At 65.1% G+C, this 19,289-nt stretch carries 19 protein-coding genes; 8 read left to right on the top strand and 11 right to left on the bottom strand.

Going from position 1 to position 19,289, the window contains the following annotated elements:
* Positions 1-10 precede the first annotated feature (10 nt).
* Positions 11-934, bottom strand: a complete 924-nt coding sequence (locus D7T59_RS05465) for a LysR family transcriptional regulator (protein WP_180851526.1) — start codon at positions 932-934, stop codon at positions 11-13.
* Positions 935-1,030: 96 nt separating this feature from the next.
* On the opposite strand from D7T59_RS05465, the gene D7T59_RS05470 reads away from it, so the two are divergent.
* Both D7T59_RS05470 and D7T59_RS05475 read left to right on the top strand, forming a co-directional pair.
* Positions 1,031-1,870, top strand: a complete 840-nt coding sequence (locus tag D7T59_RS05470; RefSeq protein ID WP_180851525.1) for a type 1 glutamine amidotransferase domain-containing protein — start codon at positions 1,031-1,033, stop codon at positions 1,868-1,870.
* 98 nt (positions 1,871-1,968) lie between these two features.
* A complete protein-coding gene (locus D7T59_RS05475) occupies positions 1,969-2,700 on the top strand; it encodes a hypothetical protein (RefSeq protein WP_180851538.1) in 732 nt (243 codons plus the stop codon).
* A 35-nt stretch (positions 2,701-2,735) separates the two neighbouring features.
* Here D7T59_RS05475 and D7T59_RS05480 read toward each other — a convergent pair whose 3' ends face one another.
* Positions 2,736-4,112, bottom strand: a complete 1,377-nt coding sequence (locus D7T59_RS05480) for a M1 aminopeptidase family protein (RefSeq protein ID WP_180851524.1) — start codon at positions 4,110-4,112, stop codon at positions 2,736-2,738.
* Positions 4,113-4,239: 127 nt separating this feature from the next.
* Between D7T59_RS05480 and D7T59_RS05485 the strand changes: the two genes are divergently transcribed.
* Entirely contained in the window at positions 4,240-5,022 is a 783-nt protein-coding gene (locus tag D7T59_RS05485) for a 3-hydroxybutyrate dehydrogenase (RefSeq protein ID WP_180851523.1), read from the top strand.
* On the opposite strand, the gene D7T59_RS05490 is transcribed toward D7T59_RS05485, so the two are convergent.
* From D7T59_RS05490 to D7T59_RS05515, 6 genes are all read right to left on the bottom strand, one after another.
* Positions 5,019-5,783: a COG4705 family protein gene (locus D7T59_RS05490; RefSeq protein ID WP_180851522.1), complete on the bottom strand. Its 765-nt coding sequence runs from the start codon at positions 5,781-5,783 to the stop codon at positions 5,019-5,021. The genes D7T59_RS05485 and D7T59_RS05490 overlap by 4 nt on opposite strands.
* A 187-nt stretch (positions 5,784-5,970) precedes the next feature.
* Positions 5,971-6,498: a hypothetical protein gene (locus D7T59_RS05495; RefSeq protein WP_180851521.1), complete on the bottom strand. Its 528-nt coding sequence runs from the start codon at positions 6,496-6,498 to the stop codon at positions 5,971-5,973.
* Between the two features lie 3 nt (positions 6,499-6,501).
* Positions 6,502-7,131 (bottom strand): hypothetical protein, encoded by a 630-nt coding sequence (locus D7T59_RS05500; RefSeq protein WP_180851520.1) that lies wholly within the window; start codon positions 7,129-7,131, stop codon positions 6,502-6,504.
* A gap of 253 nt (positions 7,132-7,384) precedes the next feature.
* On the bottom strand, positions 7,385-7,846 hold the full coding sequence (locus D7T59_RS05505) for an SRPBCC family protein (RefSeq protein ID WP_180851519.1): 462 nt from the start codon (positions 7,844-7,846) through the stop codon (positions 7,385-7,387).
* A 2-nt stretch (positions 7,847-7,848) separates the two neighbouring features.
* Complete coding sequence (locus D7T59_RS05510; protein ID WP_010484635.1) at positions 7,849-8,163, bottom strand: ArsR/SmtB family transcription factor; 315 nt, start codon at positions 8,161-8,163, stop codon at positions 7,849-7,851.
* A gap of 11 nt (positions 8,164-8,174) precedes the next feature.
* Complete coding sequence (locus D7T59_RS05515; RefSeq protein WP_180851518.1) at positions 8,175-8,630, bottom strand: SRPBCC family protein; 456 nt, start codon at positions 8,628-8,630, stop codon at positions 8,175-8,177.
* Positions 8,631-8,835: 205 nt separating this feature from the next.
* Between D7T59_RS05515 and D7T59_RS05520 the strand changes: the two genes are divergently transcribed.
* Positions 8,836-10,605, top strand: a complete 1,770-nt coding sequence (locus D7T59_RS05520) for an oleate hydratase (RefSeq protein ID WP_180851517.1) — start codon at positions 8,836-8,838, stop codon at positions 10,603-10,605.
* A 79-nt stretch (positions 10,606-10,684) separates the two neighbouring features.
* Here D7T59_RS05520 and D7T59_RS05525 read toward each other — a convergent pair whose 3' ends face one another.
* Positions 10,685-11,530 (bottom strand): oxidoreductase, encoded by an 846-nt coding sequence (locus D7T59_RS05525; RefSeq protein ID WP_180851516.1) that lies wholly within the window; start codon positions 11,528-11,530, stop codon positions 10,685-10,687.
* 108 nt (positions 11,531-11,638) lie between these two features.
* On the opposite strand from D7T59_RS05525, the gene D7T59_RS05530 reads away from it, so the two are divergent.
* The 3 genes from D7T59_RS05530 (at position 11,639) to D7T59_RS05540 (ending at position 13,923) form a co-directional block, all read left to right on the top strand.
* Positions 11,639-12,583 carry an AraC family transcriptional regulator gene (locus D7T59_RS05530; protein WP_343203076.1) on the top strand — a complete coding sequence of 315 codons (945 nt, stop codon included), beginning with the start codon at positions 11,639-11,641 and terminating at the stop codon, positions 12,581-12,583.
* A gap of 160 nt (positions 12,584-12,743) precedes the next feature.
* On the top strand, positions 12,744-13,331 hold the full coding sequence (locus tag D7T59_RS05535; RefSeq protein WP_180851515.1) for a TetR/AcrR family transcriptional regulator: 588 nt from the start codon (positions 12,744-12,746) through the stop codon (positions 13,329-13,331).
* A 91-nt stretch (positions 13,332-13,422) separates the two neighbouring features.
* Complete coding sequence (locus D7T59_RS05540; RefSeq protein WP_180851514.1) at positions 13,423-13,923, top strand: hypothetical protein; 501 nt, start codon at positions 13,423-13,425, stop codon at positions 13,921-13,923.
* A gap of 18 nt (positions 13,924-13,941) precedes the next feature.
* On the opposite strand, the gene D7T59_RS05545 is transcribed toward D7T59_RS05540, so the two are convergent.
* Both D7T59_RS05545 and ftrA read right to left on the bottom strand, forming a co-directional pair.
* Positions 13,942-15,186 (bottom strand): hypothetical protein, encoded by a 1,245-nt coding sequence (locus tag D7T59_RS05545; protein ID WP_180851513.1) that lies wholly within the window; start codon positions 15,184-15,186, stop codon positions 13,942-13,944.
* A 79-nt stretch (positions 15,187-15,265) separates the two neighbouring features.
* The gene (gene ftrA / locus D7T59_RS05550; protein WP_164136679.1) at positions 15,266-16,267 is read right to left on the bottom strand and encodes a transcriptional regulator FtrA; all 1,002 of its coding nucleotides are present in this window, start codon (positions 16,265-16,267) and stop codon (positions 15,266-15,268) included.
* Positions 16,268-16,708: 441 nt separating this feature from the next.
* Here ftrA and D7T59_RS05555 point away from each other — a divergent pair, with 441 nt between their 5' ends.
* Complete coding sequence (locus D7T59_RS05555; RefSeq protein WP_180851512.1) at positions 16,709-19,285, top strand: TonB-dependent receptor plug domain-containing protein; 2,577 nt, start codon at positions 16,709-16,711, stop codon at positions 19,283-19,285.
* The last annotated feature ends 4 nt before the right edge of the window (positions 19,286-19,289 follow it).

Below are 19,289 nucleotides of genomic sequence, written 5' to 3' on the forward strand. Positions count from 1 at the left end.
CCTCGCAGCCTCAACCAACACCATCCTCAACACGCCCCGCATTCCCCACCAGCAACTCAATCATTGCCCGCGCCGCCGCTGACTGCCGCCGATGCGGCGCATAGATCACCGAGAACGGTCGCGATCTCCCCCGCAGCTGCGGCAGCACCTCGACCAGCTCCCCGCGCTGCAACCGCTCGCGCACGATGAACGCATAGCTCTGGCAGATGCCGATGCCCTGTTCGGCCAGCGACACCACGCCCAGCACATCGTCGGAAGTCTCGATGGACGAACGCGGCAGCCAGTCCACGTCGCGCCCGCCGTCGCGGAAGATCCACGGCGCAAGCCGCCCGGTGCGCGGCATCACGAACGGCAGGCACAGGTGCTGCTGCAGGTCGTCCAGCGTCTGCGGCGTTCCGCGGCGCTGCAGGTAGTCCGGCGCGGCCACCAGCACCAAAGGCGCATCCTCCAGCTTCCGCCCCACCAGCCCGCTGTCCGGCAGCTGGCCCAAGCGGATGGCCAGGTCGAAGCCTTCGGCCACCAGGTCCACGTTGCGGTTGGTGATGTTCAGTTCCACCTGCACCTGCGGGTACTGCTGCGCAAAGCGCGCCAGCACGGGTGGCAGCCGGTAGTGGCCATAGGTGGTGGGTACGCTCAGGCGCACGCGGCCGGCCAGCGCACCGTCCTGGGCCAGTACGTCGCGCTCGGCGTCGTCCAGCAGGCCGAAGGCGGTGCGCACCTGTTCCAGATAGAGCCGACCGGCGTCGGTCAGGCCCACGCGGCGGGTGGTCCGCTGCAGCAGCTGCCGGCCCAGCCGCGCTTCCAGCCGGGTAACCGCGCGGCTCAGCACCGAGGGCGTGGTGGACAGCGCCACCGCGCCGGCAGTGAACGAGCCGTGCTCCACCACCGCCAGGAACACCTCCACATCGCCCAGGTAGTCGAACTTGCGGCTCATTTGGCTCTCCGGGGAACAGATGTTTTGCGATGGGGCCAATTTATCGCCGCTTTGGCGATGAATAAAGTGGCGGCCATTCCCCGATAGGAGCTCCCCATGAACCTGATGACCCGGCTGGCCGCAGCGCTGGCCCTGACCCTGGCCGCCAGCGGCGCGCATGCCGCCAACGTGCTGGTGGTGCTGTCCGACGAAAACCACCTGGACCTGAAGGACGGCAAGGTGCTGTCCACCGGCTTCTATCTCAATGAGCTGATGCAGCCGGTCAAGCTGCTGCTGGACGCGGGCCACGAAGTGACCTTCGCCACGCCGCAGGGAAGGGCGCCGACGGTGGATGCGTCCTCGGTGACGCCGGCGTACTTCGGCAACGATGCGGCGCAGCTGACGCTGCACAAGGAACTGCTGGAGAAGCTGGCTCTGACCTCGCCGACGGCCTCGCCAGTGGTCAGCCTGGCGCGCATCGAGCAGCAGGGCTACGCGCGTTTCGATGCGGTCTACATTCCCGGTGGTCACGCGCCGATGCAGGACCTGCTGAAGAGCCCGGCGCTGGGCCGGTTGCTGGCCGACTTCCACCAGCGCAACAAGACCACCGCGCTGGTCTGCCACGGGCCGATCGCGCTGCTGTCCACGCTGCCGGATGCGGCGGGTTTCGTGGCGAAGCTGGACGCGGGTGCGATGCCGGCCACGCCGAAGTGGATCTACAGCGGCTACCAGATGACGGTGATCAGCAACCAGGAAGAAGAGCAGGCCAAGCCGCTGCTGGGTGGCGGTGAGATGAAGTTCTACCCGCAGACCGCGTTGCAGCGGGCGGGCGCGAAGTTCAGCAGCAACGCCACGCCGTGGACGGGGCATGTGGTGGTGGACCGCGAGCTGATTACCGGGCAGAACCCGGCTTCGGCGCTGGAGGTGGGGCAGCAGTTGGTGGAGCGGTTGAGGTAGGGCGGGTTCTGCATCGCATGCGGTGCCGTGGCACCATGGCGGGCTGGCCTCGTCCTTCCGGGCGGGGCCGTTTTCCCAGGGAAGCCCTCGAACACGACATGCGAACGTCTTTTTTCATTCTCTCCGCCCTGTGCCTTGGCTTGCTGTCCGGCTGTGCCAGTGGCCCGGAGGAGCACGCCTCAAGCCGCGAGATCACGGGTGCGTTCGTGGCCGATGACGGCCAACTGTATCTACTACCGCGCTTTGAAGAACCGATGCGTTTCAATGCCGCGTCGTTCCGCGAGTACCGCGCGCTGATGAACAGCCCGCTGCGCGAGGCGGTGGCCTGCGCGCAGATGTACTTCCATGAGGATTGGCGCGACCCGGCCAACAAGGCCAAGGTGCACGGCAGCTATGCGCTGCTGCTGCGGCCGGAGCAGGTGACGCCGGAACAGGCCGCGCAGTTCAAGCTGGAGCGGATTGAGGTGCTTCCGCGCGAGGCGAAGTATGTGGATGAGCGTGCGCGCTACTACCTGCCGCAGGATCGGAGCCGTTATGCGCTGGCGTTTGATCGGGCCTGCAATCTTTCAAAGAAGGGCGGCAGCTACTACAGCGCGCTGTTCGAGGGCGACGGCGAGCGGGTGAAGTTGCCGGACGCTGCTGCGCTGGCGGAGAAGGGCAAACTGGCGCAACCGATCAATGCGCGGGCGCAGCGGATCCTGCCGGAGAGGGAGGACAAGCCGGGTGTGGGGACGGCGGCCGGCAAGGTGCTGGGCGCGGCGTTGATTCCTGTGGCGGTTCCGGTGTTTGTGTTGAGCTTGCCGTTCCTGGGGCCGGATCATTGGAAGTGATGGGTTGAGGGGAAGCATCCACGCGTGGCGTGGATCTACCGGCACCTCGGTTTGCCATCTGCCACACAGCTTGCCCGCCAATGCTCCCAGGCTCTGGCATCGATGCCGGCCTTCATCGCGATGCCCTGCAACTCCGCCCAGTTCCTCGGCGAAGGCGCGGCCAGCAGCCCGCGCATGAAGGCCTGCATCTTCGCTTCGCCCACTTGCTTCTCCAGCGAGAGCAGCAGCAAGGGGGCATAGACGTAGCGATACATCTCGCCCAGATCCGAGCTGCCATCGATGGCATCGAATGCGGGCAGCGGCTTGTCCAGCGTTTCGATGGCCGACTGCAGGCGCGCGATGTAGCGATCAGCCGCAGCATCGCCACTGATCTCACGCAGCGCCTTGATCGACAGGAATTCGGCGCTGGATTCCAGCAGTACCCAGAAGTAGGGACCCTGCGGACGGTTCAGCGTGCCGAAGTAGTAGTGGCCCATTTCGTGCGCGATGTACTGCACGCGTCGCTCGGCGTTCTCGCCACCGGCCAGCAGTGAATCGGCCACGTTGCCGATGCTGCCACTCATGGCGATGGTCGGCCAGGTGGCAAAGCCCCACTCGCTGCCCTCGCGGTCGCGCTCGATCTGGTTGAGCGTGACCATGCGCAGGAAAGTGGGGCGGTCGGCCAGTGGCACGCCCATGTAGCGGCTGTGCACGTCGGCTACTTTCTGCACCGTGCTGGACAGCGCATCGACCTTGGTTGTGGGCAGGGTCTCATTGAGGATCGTGACCTGCGCGGTGCGGGTGACCGGGCCGCTGCCGCCGAACAGCAGGATCGGCCGCGCGTTGTCGCCGCGGAATCGCCCCTGCGCGCCTTCGATGGCCGGGCTGCCGTTGAGATACAGGAAGCGGCAGCCGGCGCAGTTCACCTGCAGGTCGTAGCGGCTTTCGCTGCTGCGCACGCGGGCCTTGGGGTCGAACGCCTGTGGCAGCCATGCGGACTGCTCGGTGAAGCGGGCGCTGTCGCCGTTGAAGGCCATCATGCCTTTGAAGTCGCCCAGGGCGTCGTGCTTCGGGTACAGCGGAAACGCGCCGACGTACTGAACGCAGAGCTTGGTGCTGGGTTCGGCCAGGGTGTAGACGCGCGCTTCGCCATCCACGCCGGGGTCGTACCAGCCGTCGAACCCGAGGGGCTTGCCCTCGCCATCGGTGACCCGTGCGACGTTCAGGCCGGCGTTGAGCACGAAGTGGCCCTGTGCGGTGGCGGGCGGATTGGACAGGCACACATCGCCATCTACGCGGCCGGTCGCGATATCCAGACGCACGCTGCCAGTGGTGAGCGGCGTGGCTGGCTGCGCGGGCAAGGCGGCCTGGCCGATGGCAGGGGCGAGCAGTGCGGCAACAACGGCGGGCAGCAGGGCGTTGCAGGGGTTCATCGGGCCATCCTTGGGTGGATTGGGGTGAATATAGGGGGAATGTGGATTTTTGCCGAGGGCAAGCATCCACGCGTGGCGCGGATCCACAGGGCTACACTGGTGGCCTACCCCCGATGGATGCTCGCCCATGTTCTCTGGAAAGGTTGCGGTGGTTACCGGCTCCACCAGCGGTATCGGTCTTGGCGTTGCCACGGCGCTGGCGCGGCAGGGGGCCGACATCGTGCTGAATGGCTTCGGCGATGCGGCGGAAATCGAGCGCATTCGTTCCCGTTTGGAAGCCGAGTTCGGCGTGCGGGTGGCGCATGACGGCGCCGACCTGTCCAAGGGCGAGGCGGTGCGCGAAATGATCGACCGCGCAGTCGCAACGATGGGCCGCATCGACATTCTGGTGAACAACGCAGGCATACAGCACACCGCGTCGATCGAGGAATTCCCCACAGAGAAATGGGATGCGACCATCGCGCTGAATCTCTCGGCGGTGTTCCATGCAACGGCGGCCGCCTTGCCCCACATGAAGCAGCAGGGCGCCGGTCGCATCATCAACATCGCATCCGTGCACGGGCTGGTGGGCTCGGTGAACAAGTCGGCCTATGTGGCGGCCAAGCATGGCGTGGTGGGGTTCACCAAGGTGACCGCGCTGGAGAACGCGGGCACCGGCATCACCGCCAATGCGGTCTGCCCGGGTTGGGTGCGGACCGCGCTGGTAGAGCAGCAGATTTCTGCGTTGGCGCAGAAGGAGGGCACGGATCAGGAGTCCGCCGCCCGCGCGCTGCTGGCCGAGAAACAGCCTTCGTTGCAGTTCGTGACGCCCGAGCAGTTGGGGGAAATGGTGGTGTTCCTGGCCTCGGACGCGGCGGCGCAGATCACCGGCACGGCGTTGCCGGTGGATGGGGGCTGGACGGCGCGCTAGTTGGCGGGCTGCGCGCGCCGCTGCAGCATCGGCAGCGCCACCAGGGTCGCGAGAATGGTGAACAGCACCAGCGACGACCCCACCGTGCCGAAGCCCAGGCCGCCCTTTTCCAGCGGCTTGGTGAGCAGGTCGCCGAAGGTGGCGCCGAACGGGCGGGTGAGCACGAAGGCGATCCAGAACAGGATGACCCGGTTGATGCCCTTGATGCGGCTGGCCAGCGCGGTGAGCGCGATGAGGCTGCCGATCAGCAGTGCGCCGCCGGTGAAGCCCAGCCCGGAATCGTCGGCGAGGAAGTCGCCCAGTGCAGTGCCCAGCGTGTTGGAGAACAACACGGCGGTCCAGTAGAAGCCTTCGGCGCGACGCGATGCGATGTTGCTGACCGAGATCGACTTTTCAGACAGGCGCCAGGCCAACAGCACCAGCGCCAGGCAACCGGCGAGCAGGCTGGCGCCGGTGGCGTACCCCAGCCCCAGCGTGCGGTCGAGCAGGTCCGACATGGTGGTGCCGGCGGTGCTGGTCGCCAGCACTACCGACCAGAACAGCACCGGATGGAAGCGCCGTGCCGACAGCTGCACGCCCAGCAGGCCAGCGAAGATCGCCAGCAGGATGGCCGAGCTGGCCACGTAGCCCAGGTTGAGCGTCATCGACAGCAGGTCGCCGGCGGTCTCGCCGAGGGTGGTGGCGGCGATCTTCATCACCCAGAAACCGAGGGTGACCGCCGCCACTTTGCTATGCAGGGAATCTGCGTCTGAAGCACGCATCGAACGTCGCCCGGGAAGCCTGCCGGTGATGCTGTGGCAGGCGGTGTCGGAGTGCAGTCGGAACCGGATTTGGCGAGGGTGAGCGTGGGGGCGGCGTTCAGCCGGCGCTGGTACATCGGCCAAGTCATGGTTGTTCGCCGCGGGAAGCGACAAGCCTCAGGATCGCAAGCGATCCTGAGGCCCGCTCTTAGTCCACGTTGAGTCGTGACAATGTGGTAGCAGCAGGGGTGATTTCAACTCTGCGCATGCAGCCAAACTTCGTGCCCTTGAACCAGAAAGCAATAACTGAATCTCCAACTTGGGTTCCGAGCGTATTCCATTCGAGATCACTCGCAGCGTGATTTATCACCAGAATACTGGGGTACCGCTTGCGGACCGAGGAGAAGGGTATGCAGCTGCCTGAGAGATCGAATGAAACAGAATCGGCACGATTGTCCTTGCCCATCACAACTGCGAGGTCATCGGCAAACAGTGACGGGCCAATTACGGCGCGCTGTTCTTGTCTGGTCTTTGATCCGGAGACATCCATGCGTGCAACGGAAGGGGGAATAAGCTTCTGCAGATCTCGTCCATCACCCGGAAGTGCAACGGCAATTCTTTCTGTTAATGCCCAGAACTTCTGCTGCGCGTCTGGGCTTGCCTTGGGTTCGGAGGCCGAGACGCCGGAGGAGAGCGTTACGAATGAAAGTACTAGAGCACTCGTGAGAAATTTCATCGATTACTGCTCCTCTTCATCTTCGGGTCCGTACAGCTCATCATACACATTTCCCCAGTGGACTTTGTAATTGACACCGGTTGTAGAGGTGACATTTGTGTCGCAAAACAAATCACCAACGCGCTTGTCTAGGTTCTGTCCGCCTGCGTTGATAAGTGTAAGTAGTGCGCCTGAATTCGCTGCTGCCAAGCCGATGTCTGAATATCCTTCGCTTGTGTTTAGTATCTCGCTTCGTGCGGTGGCGTTATTGAGGACGGCTCGGCCTTCGTTGGTGCATGCCTTTTCAATATAGTCTTCTCGCGTTCCTAGGGGGAAGCTGGCGTCGAAGTTTACATGCCCCATCTCATGGCTAACTTGAGAAACGCGCGAATAGATACCAGGGAGGTCCGGGCTTTGCGGGTTGCAGGTGAAGTTCTGTACGTACACCACTCCGTTTTCCTTGTCGAGGTAGGAGCTCGAGGAATATGCAAACGAATAGGTTGTTGAGTTGACCTGTCCCGTCAATGTGGGAGATGCGTAGATGATGAAATCTATGCAGTCGCCTAGGCCCGTATTGACTGGTGGCACCTGGGATCTAGCTTCTTGGGAACACATTCCTAGAATGACAACTACAAGAAAAGCTGCCGACTTCATGTCGCCTCCGCGCTCGATAATTGATTCGGATGTGCACTGCATGTGCGCAATCAGTATCGATAATTCGAGGGTGAGCGGCTGCGCATTGGTTCTCACTTACGCGTAGGGGTTTTCCTATGTGGCTGCAGCATGCGTCGAAGCGGTGGGTGATCGCAAAGGTCAATCTGATTGCTTGGCATACTGGCTCGTCTGCAGCATGCCACTTTGTATCGAGCTTTCCCAAGGTGGTGCTAGTGCACAGCTGGCACCACCACTACCCTTGCGGCTTCGCAAACACATCCAATCCCTTGCCGGTTTCCAGCAGCGACTTCAGGCTGGACAGCACGATAGGCCAGCCCTGGCGGATGCCGGTATCCATCCCGCTGCCCGGTTCCAGTTCGTCGTGGGTGACGGTCAGACGCACCATGTCCTCGTAGGGCACGATATCGAAGGTGACCCGGCTGTAGGCGTCCGGGTTGTCGGCCTGCGAAGCGGCGGCCCAGGTGATGACCAGGCGCGAGGGCGGGGTGCTTTCCACCACTTCGCCCACCAGTTCGACCGAGCGCGTTTCGTTGGCGCGCACATGCTGCCAGCGCGATCCGGGTTTCCAGTCCGAGACGTTCTCGTGGCCCCAGTAGCGGCTGGCGATCTCGGGGCGGGTGATGGCCTCGAACACCTTCTGCGGCGTGGAGGCGATGTAGATCACGTGGATGAAGCGGGTGGACGCTGCGGACATCGTCATTCTCCTTCCAGTTCTCGTTTCAGGTCATGCAGCAGGCTCAGGCGCTGCTGCTCGAACTTGCGTACCCAGCGCTCGTAGACTTCATGCAGTGGCACCGGGTTGATGAAGTGCAGCTTCTCGCGGCCGCGGCGCACGGTACTGATCAGGTTGGCGTCTTCCAGCAGGCCCAGGTGCTGGGTGACCGATTGCCGGGCCATGTCCAGGTGTTCGCAGAGCTGGCCCAGCGTTTGGCCGTTGTCCGCGCAGAGCAGATCCAGCAGCGTCCGGCGCGTGGGGTCGGCCAGAGCCTTGAACACCTTGTCTGCATTCATGCGGGGCGTCTTCAGTTCCAGTTGTCGATCCTGACGTCGTGCGGGTTGGGCTGGCCTTTGCCGGTTTCCAGCAGGGCCTTCAGGCTCATCAGGAACACCGCCCACTTTGTGCTGCAGTGGGAGGTGAACTCGACGCGTTCCTTCCAGCCTTCGTGGGTGAACAGCACGATGCAGTAGTCGCCTTCCTGTTTCAGTGCGAAACGTGCATGTGTGCCGATCCATTCGGCAGGGCCGGCGAGGAACTGCCAGAGCACGAGCTCGCCTGGAATGAGCTGTTCCAGCTTCATTTCCATCTCGCCGATTTCCTGGCCGTTGTTCGTGAAGCGCACCTTGACCGAGCCACCGGCTTCGCGGTCGCCCTGGGTGTCTTCGGCCCACCAGGCGGCCACGCCTTCGGGCGTGGCCAGGGCCTGGTACACCTGGTCTACGGGGGCCTTGATGCCGACCCGATGTGCGATATCCACCATGGCAGGTTCCTCGCGATGGGCGGGCAGGTGCCGTCCTTGGGAAGACTATATGCAGGCAAATGCCTGCATGGCAAATGCCGCCGGACGAGGGGCTTGCCAGGCATGGCCTGGACCACCGCGTCACTGGGTCGCAGGTGGGCTGAAGCCTGTACGACATCGGTTCGGCGCTAGAGTGGAGTCGACCCCCTCCAGGAAGGAGCAGTGCATGTACTACAGCAGTGGCAACTACGAAGCTTTCGCGCGCCCACGCAAGCCGGCCGGTGTGGATGGCAAGACCGCCTGGTTCGTAGGCTCGGGGCTGGCGTCGCTGGCGGGTGCCGCGTTCCTGGTGCGCGACGGGCGCATGGCCGGTGAGCGCATCACCATCCTGGAACAGCAGCAGATTGCCGGTGGCGCGCTGGATGGCCTGAAGGTGCCGGAAAAGGGTTTCGTGATCCGTGGTGGTCGCGAGATGGAGAACCATTTCGAGTGCCTGTGGGATCTGTTCCGCTCGATCCCGTCGCTGGAGATCGACGACGCCAGCGTGCTGGACGAGTTCTACTGGTTGAACAAGGACGACCCGAACTATTCGTTGCAGCGCGCCACCATCAATCGTGGCGAGGATGCACACACCGATGGCCTGTTCACGCTGACCGAGCAGGCGCAGAAGGACATCATCGCGCTGTTCCTGGCCACCCGGCAGGAAATGGAGAACAAGCGCATCAACGAAGTGCTGGGCCGCGACTTCCTGGACAGCAACTTCTGGCTGTACTGGCGCACCATGTTCGCGTTCGAGGAATGGCATTCGGCGCTGGAGATGAAGCTGTACCTGCATCGCTTCATCCACCACATCGGCGGGCTGCCGGACTTCTCGGCGCTGAAGTTCACCAAGTACAACCAGTACGAATCGCTGGTGCTGCCGCTGGTGAAGTGGCTGCAGGACCATGGCGTGGTGTTCCAGTACGGCACCGAGGTGACCGACGTTGATTTCGATCTGCAGCCGGGCCGCAAGCAGGCCACGCGTATCCACTGGACGCGTGACGGTGTAGCCGGTGGCGTGGATCTGGGCGCAGATGATCTTCTGTTCATGACGATCGGTTCGCTGACCGAGAATTCAGACAACGGCGATCACCACACTGCGGCACGCTTGAACGAAGGCCCGGCACCTGCCTGGGACCTGTGGCGCCGCATTGCCGCGAAGGACGGGGCGTTCGGGCGCCCGGACGTGTTCGGCGCACACATTCCGGAAACCAAGTGGGAGTCGGCGACGGTGACCACGCTGGATGCGCGCATTCCGGCCTATATCCAGAAGATCGCCAAGCGCGACCCCTTCAGCGGCAAGGTGGTGACCGGCGGCATCGTCAGCGTGCGCGACTCGCGCTGGCTGATGAGCTGGACGGTGAACCGCCAGCCACATTTCAAGAACCAGCCCAAGGACCAGATCGTGGTCTGGGTCTATTCACTGTTCGTCGATACGCCCGGCGACTACGTGAAGAAGCCGATGCAGGAGTGCACCGGCGAGGAGATCACCCGCGAGTGGCTGTACCACCTGGGCGTGCCGCTGGAGGAGATCGATGAACTGGCCGCGACCGGTGCGAAGACGGTGCCGGTGATGATGCCCTACATCACCGCGTTCTTCATGCCGCGCCAGGGCGGTGATCGTCCGGACGTGGTGCCGGAGGGGGCGGTGAACTTCGCCTTCATCGGCCAGTTCGCCGAATCGAAGCAGCGCGACTGCATCTTCACCACGGAGTACTCGGTGCGCACGCCGATGGAGGCGGTGTACACGCTGCTGGATATCGAACGCGGCGTGCCGGAGGTGTTCAATTCCACCTACGACGTGCGCTCGCTGCTGGCTGCGACCGGGCGACTGCGTGATGGCAAGGAACTGGATGTTCCCGGGCCTGCGTTCCTGCGCAACCTGCTGATGAGCAAGCTGGACAAGACCCAGATCGGTGGCCTGCTGCGCGAATTCAAGCTGGTGCAGGAAGACTGAGCGGGGCGTGGGTAGCGCCGGGCCATGCCCGGCGTCTTGCGCCGCATTGACCGCTTCGCYCGCCGGGCWTGGCCCGGCGCTACCACAATGTTGCGCTGTCGGTCGAACGGCTCAGCTGTTCCCAGGCGTCGATGCTGTCGCCCATCGACGCCAGCTTCGCCCGCACCAGCTGCAGTGCGTCGCTGCCCAGCAGCAGGTGGCTGGGTGGTGCGTCGCTGTCGATGATCTGCAGCATGGCCTGCGCGGCCTTCACCGGGTCGCCCAGCTGGTGGCCACTCTTCGCCTCGCGCGCGCTGCGGATGGGATCGAACAAGGCGTCGTAGTCTTCAATGCTGCGCGGTGCCCGCGCCATCGAGCGCCCGGCCCAGTCGGTGCGGAAGGAGCCCGGTGCAACGGCGGTGACGTGGATACCGAACGGCGCAACCTCCTTGCCAAGCACTTCGCTGATGCCTTCCAGTGCGAACTTGCTGCCGCAGTACCAGGCGATGCCGGGCATCGTGATGAATCCGCCCATGGAGGTGATGTTGAGGATGTGGCCGCGGCGGCGCGCGCGCATGTGCGGCAGCACGGCCTTGATCAGCGCGGCCGGGCCGAACACGTTCACGTCGAACTGATGCCGCAGCTCGGCCAGCGTGGATTCCTCGAGGATGCCTTCGTGGCCGTAGCCGGCGTTGTTGACCAGCACGTCGATGGCGCCGATGTTGGTTTCGATATCGGCGACCAGCGCATTGATGGCATCGGCATCGGTCACGTCCAGCAGGCAGCCGAAGGCGCGGCCGGGAGCCAGCGCCTCAAACGCCACGCGCGCTTCGTCGCTGCGCACGGTACCGACCACGCGGTGGCCGGCCTGGAGGGCCTGCTGGGCCAGGGCGCGGCCGAAACCACTGCTGACGCCGGTGATGAGGATGAGGTGGGAGGAGCTCATGGTGATCAGGCTCGTTGGGGGAGGGCTTGCACGTTAGTGCTTGAGCAATCCGCGCCACAGGCCTAGGATTCGCCCATTCTTGCCTATTCCTCTGGAGCTTCCGTGCCGGTGGTCGATTCCCCGCAAGAGCAGGTGCAGGCACGCATGGTCGGCCTGCTGCAGACCCTGGCGGTGGAGGAGGGCTATACGCTTACACCGATGCCGGGGGTGCGCCTGCTGCGATCCAACCGGCCACTGGCACGCACGCCGGTGCTGTATGACCCCGGCGTCGTGATCGTCTGCCAGGGCGTGAAGCGGGGCTACCTGGGCGGTCAGGTCTACCAGTACGACGCGCAGCACTACCTGGCAGTGTCGGTGCCCGTGCCGTTCACGATGGAAACCGAAGCCTCGGCAGAGGCACCGCTGCTGGCGATCTACCTGCATCTGGATCTGCAGTTGGCCGCGGATCTGCTTATCGAACTGGGCGAACATGTGGGCACATCGGAGGCCCCGGCACAGAGCATGATGTCCAGCCCGATGCAGGCCCCGATGCAGGCCACGGTGCTGCGCCTGCTGGAGGCGTTGGCCGACCCGCTCGAAGCGGCGGTGCTCGGCCCGGCGCTGGTACGCGAACTGTACTTCCGCGTGCTGACCGGGGCACAGGGCGGCGCAATGCGCGAGGCGCTGGCCATGCGGGGGCGCTTCGGCAGCATCGGCCGGGTGCTGCGCACGATCCATGCGTTGTATGCCACGGCGCTGGACGTGGGGCAGCTGGCCGCCGAGGCGGGCATGGGCGTGGCGACCTTCCATGACCACTTCCGCGCGATTACCGGCACGTCGCCGATGCAGTACGTGAAATCGACCCGGTTGCACCAGGCGCGGCTGCTGATGCTGCGGGAGGCAATGACCGCCGAGGCTGCATCGCTGGCGGTGGGGTATGCCAGCCCGTCCCAGTTCAACCGCGAGTTCAAGCGCCTGTTCGCGTTGCCGCCGGCGGCCGAGGTGGCGCGGATGCGGCGCAGCTTCGCGCTGCCACCGCCGCCAGCGGATGCGCTGTACGTGTCTTCGCATTGAGCGGCGGCCGGGGATTCACCGGCTTTCTCGACAAGCCGGCCAGCGGCCGGCACTACCCGGGAACGTAGTACCTGAAATGGGCCCGGTAGCGCCGGGCCATGCCCGGTGGGCCCAGCGGAGGGGATTGACAGGAAATCTACCTACTAGTAGGTTAAATCTCATGAAAGAGTCACTCTCGCCCAAAGCCCAGGAGATCCTGGCCCACGCCCGTTCGCTGCTGGAGGCCGGTGGCTACAACGGCTTCAGCTATGCCGACGTGTCAGCGCGGGTGAACATCAGCAAGGCCAGCATCCACCATCATTTCCCCAGCAAAGCCGACCTGGTGCGCACGGTGGTCGAACTGTATCGGGCCGAAGCGCGCGAGGGCCTGGCGTTGCTGGACCGGCAGCTGGACGACCCGTTGCAGGAACTCAATGCCTATGTGGATTACTGGTCCAGCTGCATTGCGGGTGGCACGTCGTCGTTCTGCATCTGCGCGATGCTGGCCGCCGAAGCGCCGATGATTCCGGCGGAGATCGCCGAGGAAGTGCGCGGCCATTTCGAGGACCTGAGCGGTTGGCTGGCCGTGACCCTGGAGAAGGGCGTCGCGCAGGGCCAGTTGCAGCTGCAGGGTTCGGCTGCGCACGAGGCCAAGGCGTTCATGTCATCGGTGCACGGCGCCATGCTGGCTGCGCGCGGCTTCGGTGATGCGGCCACGTTCGCGACGCTGGCCCGGCTGGCCATCGCGCGGGTGAGCGCGGCCGCCTGACGTTCGTGCGGTGGGCCTGCGGTTACGCGGGCCTTCTTTTTGTTTTGCATGCCTACCTACTAGTAGGTTTATTTCACTGACGGAGATTCCCATGGCACATCCCCTTTCCCTGCTCGGAGCGATCCATACCACTATCAGTCTGGTGCCGATCGTGGCCGGCCTGTACGGCTTCATCCGCCACCGGGTGATCGATCCCGCCACGCGCTCGGGCAGGATCTATCTGATGGGCCTGGTGCTGTCGGTGGCGACCTCGTTTACCGTGTCCAGCACGGGCGGGCTCAATCCAGGCCACGCCTTCGGCGTGATCGTGCTGCTGGTGGCGTTCGGCGGTGTTCTGGCGGCACGCCTGCGCTGGCTGGGACGCTCGGCGCGCTATCTGTCGACGTTCGCGCTGTCTTTCAGTTTCCTGCTGTCGCTGGTGCCGGGTGTGAATGAAACGCTGACCCGGCTGCCGGTGGGCCACCCTGTGGCCGCCGCACCGCTGGCGCCGGTGATCCAGCAGACGCTGCTCGGGTGTGCGGTGGTGTTCGCGATCGGCTTTCTGGCGCAGTGCTGGATGATTCATGAGCGCAGCGTACGTGCGCGTGGTTGACAGCGCCGCCGCGGCGGATCAGTCAGCCAGTACGGTGTCGGCACCTTCGCGGTAGCTTGCCCGGGCGCTGCCACACACAGCATGGGCGGCTGCGCTGGCCGGCAGGCCGGTGGCCTTGATGCCGCGCAATGTATCGCCTTCGACTACCTCGGCGTAGCGTTCGGCGGCCAGTGCGTCATCGGGCAGCACGTACAGCAGCACGCGCTGCAGGGTGGATTGACCCTGCAGCGGCTGCGGTTGCCGGAATGCGGGCACCTGCACGCGCGCGCTGTGCCATTGCGTGGGCGCAGCGAGGGTCTGCCAGCGCACCTGCAGCGGCAGGTCGAGCGACATCAGCGCGGGGCTGACCGGGTAGCCGTAGGCCGTGCAATCCTGCGGCGCTTCCGGGATGTTGGCGATGGCCCTGTCGCCGATATCCAGTGCGATGCCATTGACCTCCATCCGCACGATCGGCGCGCTGCCGTAGTTGTGGATCTTGAACAGCACCAGGCCTTCGAAGCGGCTGCGCTCCAGCTCGTCGGCGGTGAGACCGCTGAGACGCGCGAGCGTGGGCGCGACCTCCACGTGATCGCTGTAGTGGTAATAGAGGTGCACGAGCTCTGGCATGCCCGCGCGGCGCCATCCGGCCTTGAATGGCGAGGTGTCCGGATACGCCTGGCGGACCAGCGGCACATCGGTGACGGCGCGGTCTCCCGACGGCGTGCCGTAGCGGTAGTGGTCAACGGAGCGCTTGAGGCGCGCGTCTTCGTAGGGGAACGCGTGGTCTGCGTCTGACTGCGCGTTGGGGTAGCGGTGGAAGGCCATGAAGCGTTCCGGCGCGTCGCCCTGCATGGGCAGGTCCGGGCCAGCGCCGGAGCCATTGGATGCATACGGCGTGGTGTCCAGCCACAGAGGCTGCCCGCTGAGGTTGATATGCGTCTCCGCGATGGGCGCACGCGAGCCACCGGCAACGCTGTCCCAACTGCGTTGCAGGGAGAGCCACACGGGGACGATGAGCAGGGCCGCGGCGGTCGGCGCGAACATCAGCGCGTGTACACGGCCGGGCACGCGCCCGCGCTGCCGCACCATGTAGCGCAGCCAGGCCAGCAGGAGCACCAGCAGCAGCGGCAGGCCGACCCAGATCGCGACGGTGGCCAGTGCCACGATGCCCCAGCCCAGGTTGGGCGTCGCCACCGCGATGAGTGAGAGCGCGGCGATGAGCGCGGCCAGCAGCAGCGACACGCCGATGCCAACGCGGTAGTTCCGGTAGGGGCTGTTGGTCATCACCGTTCCATCGGCAGTGTGGGGCATGCCCCTATAGTGCAGCGGTGGTGATGGCGTGGAAAGCCGGGAACGAGGGCGCTCAGCAGCCAACCAGGCGATCGGCACCGATGCCATTGCGATGCTGGCTGCGGTATTCGGTCGGGCTGGCGTCGGCCTGGCTGCGGAAATGGCGACGGAATGATTCCTGCGAACCAAAACCGGCCTGCTCGGCAATCCACTGCAAGGGCCGATCGGTGGTCTCCAGCAGCTCGCGGGCGTAGGCCACGCGCTCGCGGATCAGCCAGTCGATGGGCGACAGTCCGGTGGCTTCCAGGAACTGCCGCTGCAGGGTGCGTTGGCTGAGCGCGGCCTGCTCGGCAAGGCTGCCAAGCGAATGTGGCTCGCGCAGGTTGCGGCGCATCCATTCCATCAGTTTCGCGAGGCGCGTGGGCTCGCCGTTGGGAATGGCCCGGCTGACGCGCTGGCTGCGTCCGGCGTCGCGCCACGGCGCCAGCACCAGCCGTTCGGCTACAAGGTTGGCCACGCGTGCACCGTAATCCTTGCGCACCATGTGCAGCATCATGTCCATGCCGGTGGCCGAGCCGGCCGAGGTGATGATGCTGCCGGTATCTACGTAGAGCACATCCTCGCGCACATCGATGCGCGGGAAGTCGCGCGCGAGCGCTTCGGTGAGGCGCCAGTGGGTGGTGGCCTGGCGGCCATCGAGCAGCCCGGCCCACGCCAGCACGAAGGCGCCGGAGCAGATCGAGGCGATGCGCGCGCCGCGTGCGTGGGCACGGATGAGTGCATCAAGCAGTGCCTGTGGCGGACGCTCGCTGGGCTCTCGCCAGCCGGGAATGACGATGATGTCGGCGTCGTCGACGGCATCGAGCGCGTAGGGCAGCTGCACCTGGGTGCTGCCGAGCATGCGCAGCGCACCCGGTTCACCTGCACACAGCTGCGTGCGGTACCAGGCCACACCCAGTTCCGGCCGCACGGGTGCGAACAGGCCGACCGCACAGCCGAACTCGAACAGCCCCTGGCCGTGGCAGGCAACGATGGCGACGAGCGGCGCGGTGGGATCGGCAGGTGGGCTGGTCATGGCCTGATGCTACGGGCGGTGGTGCGCGCCGCAGAGTGGTGTGCGGGCATGTGGTGATGCCTGCGGGGTATGTGCATGGGGGGCATTCATCTGGCTTGGGGCGCCCGACGGGTTTGGGGCGCCCGACGGGTAGAGTCGACTGTTAGTCGACTGTTGTTGGCCATACCGCCTGGAAGCCCGCGCTGCGCGCGATAGTCGACTAACAGTCGACTCTACCCCGTCGGTTCTCGCCGGCCGCCCATCACCCACCACCCGCCACATCATCCAACGTCGATTGTTCATCGCCGTCCCATCGGCGTGGTGCGCAGGCCGCCTAACGTCATTACCAGCGGTCATGTGGGTGGCCGGATGTTACGGCTGGGTGACGCGATCCCGCCTGTCGCGGTGGGTGAACAGGCCCTTGAATGGAAGCGTGTTTCCGGCCCACCCCCACGAGCCCCCATGCCTGCCGCCCACACTCCTGTCCTGAGCTCTCTTGCCGTCCTGATCGCGGCAACCCTCGCTGCGTCGCCCAGCCATGCCGCTGGAGCCGATGCAGACCCCACCACTACGGCGGCAACAGCGAATGTGGCTGCGTCCACGCTGGATGCCGTGGTGGTGACCGGCTCGCGCACCAGCACGCGCACGGTGAAGAACAGCTCCACGCCGATCGATGTGATCTCCGCTGAAGACCTCACCGCCACCGGCCAGGCCAACCTGCTGGAAGCACTGCAACGCGCGCTGCCGTCACTCAGCCAGATCGGTGGCTACCAGAGCGACCAGGAGAGCCTGATCCGCGGCTACCAGCTGCGCAACCTGTCTCCGGGCTACACGCTGGTGCTGGTGAACGGCAAGCGTCGCAATGCCAGCGCTTACGTCAGTGGCGCAAACGGGGGTGGCTTTCCGGGCCATGCCTGGGCCGACCTGGCGCTGATTCCGGTCTCGGCCATCGACCACGTGGAAGTGCTGCGCGATGGTGCATCGGCCATCTATGGCTCGGACGCGATCACCGGCGTGGTCAACGTGATCCTCAAGTCACAGGCACACGGCGGCGAGTTCGCCGTGGAAAGCGGGCAGAGCATCGACGGCGATGGTTCGCGTACCAGCGTACGTGCCAACGTGGGCCTGCCGTGGGGCGCCGATGGCTTCGTCAACCTGTCCGGCGAGAGCACGCGCCAGCATCATGCGATCCGTACCCGCCGCTACATCGACGGCTACCTGAGCTATCCAGCGGTGGATGCGACCGGCAACCGGGTGGCGCTGCGGCCAAACAACCGGCTACCGGCAGGTGCATCGCCGAACCCGGCCGAGGCCAACCGCAATGCCGAGGCCAACACCATCCTCAGTTCCCCGTCGTATGCGCTGAAGGCGTTTGCGGTGAACGTGGGCCATGGCCTGGGCGAGAGCGCGCAGTTCTACGCCAATGCCACGGCCAGCGACCGCACCGCGCAGGCGATCCAGAACTTCCGCCTGCCGGCGACGATCTTCACCACCTACAAGGCACCCGGCGTGCTGAGTGTGTTTCCCGATGGCTTCCTGCCTGTGCTGGAAACCAAGGAGAAGCAGTACACCGGTACCGCGGGCGTGAAAGGCCAGGTTGCGGGATGGGACTACGACGCCAGCCTGACCGGCAACCGCAGCACGGTGCGCACCTATACCCGTAATTCGGTGAACTACTCGCTGCCGTACCCCGGCTCGCCCACCGACTTCTACGACGGCAAGCTGGACTACCAGCAGGGAATCGCCAACCTGGACCTGCGGCGTGGCTTCGAGGTGGCGGCGTTCGCCTCGCCGCTGGAAGTGAGCGCGGGCGCCGAGTACCAGCACGAGAAGTACGAACGCGGGGCAGGGCAGTGGGAGTCGTACACCGGCTTCGGTGCTGCTGCATTCGTGGGCTATTCCACCGCCGATGCGGTGAAAGCTACCCGAAACAGCAAGGCGGTCTATGTGGGCGCGGCCACCAACATCACCTCGCGCTGGTACCTGGATGCGGCCGCGCGCTGGGAAGACCATTCCGACTTCGGCAGCGTGTCCACCGGGCGCCTGACCACGCGTTTCGACTTCACCGATGCGCTGGGTGTTCGGGCCACGGTCAGCAATGGCTTCCATGCGCCCAGCCTGGGCGCGCAGTTCTACCAGGCCACCGGCAGCTGCCCCTGCGGCACCACGCTGGTGGCGCAGGTGTCTTCGCCGGCAGCGATCGCACTGGGTGCCACGCCGCTGAAGCCGGAGAAAGCCACCAACTACAGCCTGGGCGTGACCTGGGACCCGAGCCCGGCCTTCCACCTGGCAGTGGATGCGTACCAGATCGATATCCGTGGCCAGCTCGGGCAGTCCAGCCAGATCGGCTACAACGCGCAGGATCCGGCGCGCATCACCGACAACAGCGGCACGGTGCTGAGCGCGGCGCAGAAGAACACCATCGATGCACTGCTGGGGTCGGCGGGCATCAGCATCCTGCCGGGTGACGCGTTCTACGCAAGCTACTTCACCAACGTGGGCAATACCCGGACACGGGGTGTTGAGCTGACTCTGGAAGCGAACCAGGAAACGTCGTGGGGCAAGCTGCGCTGGAGCTACGCGGCCAACGTGGGGCGCACCACCATCCAGAAGGTCAGCGATGTTCCGGCGGCGCTGCAGGGGCTGCCGAACATCAATCTGCTGACCAGGAGCAGCGAGTACGCGTTGCGCTTCCGCACGCCCAGCTACACGCAGGTGGCCGGGCTGGGCTGGCAGAACGGGCGTTGGCGATCGAATGTCGATTTCACCTACTACGGCCCGATCAAGCGCCTGAACAACGGCGTGGAGTACAAGCAGCCGCCGGTGCTGGTGACCAATCTCTCCGGTGCCGTGGAACTGGGCGCGGGCTGGAGTGCAGCGCTGGGCATCAACAACGTGTTCGACAAGCGCACGCGCAAGGTGCCGGAGTACGCGCGCAGTGCCACCGACGTGGCCAGCATCGAGACGACCTGGGACAACGGCGATGTGCTGGGCAACATCGGTGCGTTCTGGTACGGGCGGGTCAGTTACCGGTTCTGAGGTT

It is taken from the genome of Stenotrophomonas maltophilia (assembly GCF_013464915.1).
In the GTDB taxonomy this organism is placed as follows: Bacteria; Pseudomonadota; Gammaproteobacteria; order Xanthomonadales; family Xanthomonadaceae; genus Stenotrophomonas; species Stenotrophomonas maltophilia_AT.

Excerpts from the sequence above, each read along its gene's own strand:
- ftrA (WP_164136679.1), bottom strand. The coding sequence starts at position 16,267 with ATGACCAGCCCACCTGCCGATCCCACCGCGCCGCTCGTCGCCATCGTT.
- D7T59_RS05470 (WP_180851525.1), top strand. The coding sequence starts at position 1,031 with ATGAACCTGATGACCCGGCTGGCCGCAGCGCTGGCCCTGACCCTGGCC.
- D7T59_RS05505 (WP_180851519.1), bottom strand. The coding sequence starts at position 7,846 with ATGTCCGCAGCGTCCACCCGCTTCATCCACGTGATCTACATCGCCTCC.
- D7T59_RS05520 (WP_180851517.1), top strand. The coding sequence starts at position 8,836 with ATGTACTACAGCAGTGGCAACTACGAAGCTTTCGCGCGCCCACGCAAG.
- D7T59_RS05480 (WP_180851524.1), bottom strand. The coding sequence starts at position 4,112 with ATGAACCCCTGCAACGCCCTGCTGCCCGCCGTTGTTGCCGCACTGCTC.
- D7T59_RS05490 (WP_180851522.1), bottom strand. The coding sequence starts at position 5,783 with ATGCGTGCTTCAGACGCAGATTCCCTGCATAGCAAAGTGGCGGCGGTC.
- D7T59_RS05540 (WP_180851514.1), top strand. The coding sequence starts at position 13,423 with ATGGCACATCCCCTTTCCCTGCTCGGAGCGATCCATACCACTATCAGT.
- D7T59_RS05555 (WP_180851512.1), top strand. The coding sequence starts at position 16,709 with ATGCCTGCCGCCCACACTCCTGTCCTGAGCTCTCTTGCCGTCCTGATC.
- D7T59_RS05495 (WP_180851521.1), bottom strand. The coding sequence starts at position 6,498 with ATGAAATTTCTCACGAGTGCTCTAGTACTTTCATTCGTAACGCTCTCC.
- D7T59_RS05525 (WP_180851516.1), bottom strand. The coding sequence starts at position 11,530 with ATGAGCTCCTCCCACCTCATCCTCATCACCGGCGTCAGCAGTGGTTTC.
- D7T59_RS05465 (WP_180851526.1), bottom strand. The coding sequence starts at position 934 with ATGAGCCGCAAGTTCGACTACCTGGGCGATGTGGAGGTGTTCCTGGCG.
- D7T59_RS05510 (WP_010484635.1), bottom strand. The coding sequence starts at position 8,163 with ATGAATGCAGACAAGGTGTTCAAGGCTCTGGCCGACCCCACGCGCCGG.
- D7T59_RS05500 (WP_180851520.1), bottom strand. The coding sequence starts at position 7,131 with ATGAAGTCGGCAGCTTTTCTTGTAGTTGTCATTCTAGGAATGTGTTCC.
- D7T59_RS05485 (WP_180851523.1), top strand. The coding sequence starts at position 4,240 with ATGTTCTCTGGAAAGGTTGCGGTGGTTACCGGCTCCACCAGCGGTATC.
- D7T59_RS05545 (WP_180851513.1), bottom strand. The coding sequence starts at position 15,186 with ATGACCAACAGCCCCTACCGGAACTACCGCGTTGGCATCGGCGTGTCG.
- D7T59_RS05515 (WP_180851518.1), bottom strand. The coding sequence starts at position 8,630 with ATGGTGGATATCGCACATCGGGTCGGCATCAAGGCCCCCGTAGACCAG.
- D7T59_RS05535 (WP_180851515.1), top strand. The coding sequence starts at position 12,744 with ATGAAAGAGTCACTCTCGCCCAAAGCCCAGGAGATCCTGGCCCACGCC.
- D7T59_RS05475 (WP_180851538.1), top strand. The coding sequence starts at position 1,969 with ATGCGAACGTCTTTTTTCATTCTCTCCGCCCTGTGCCTTGGCTTGCTG.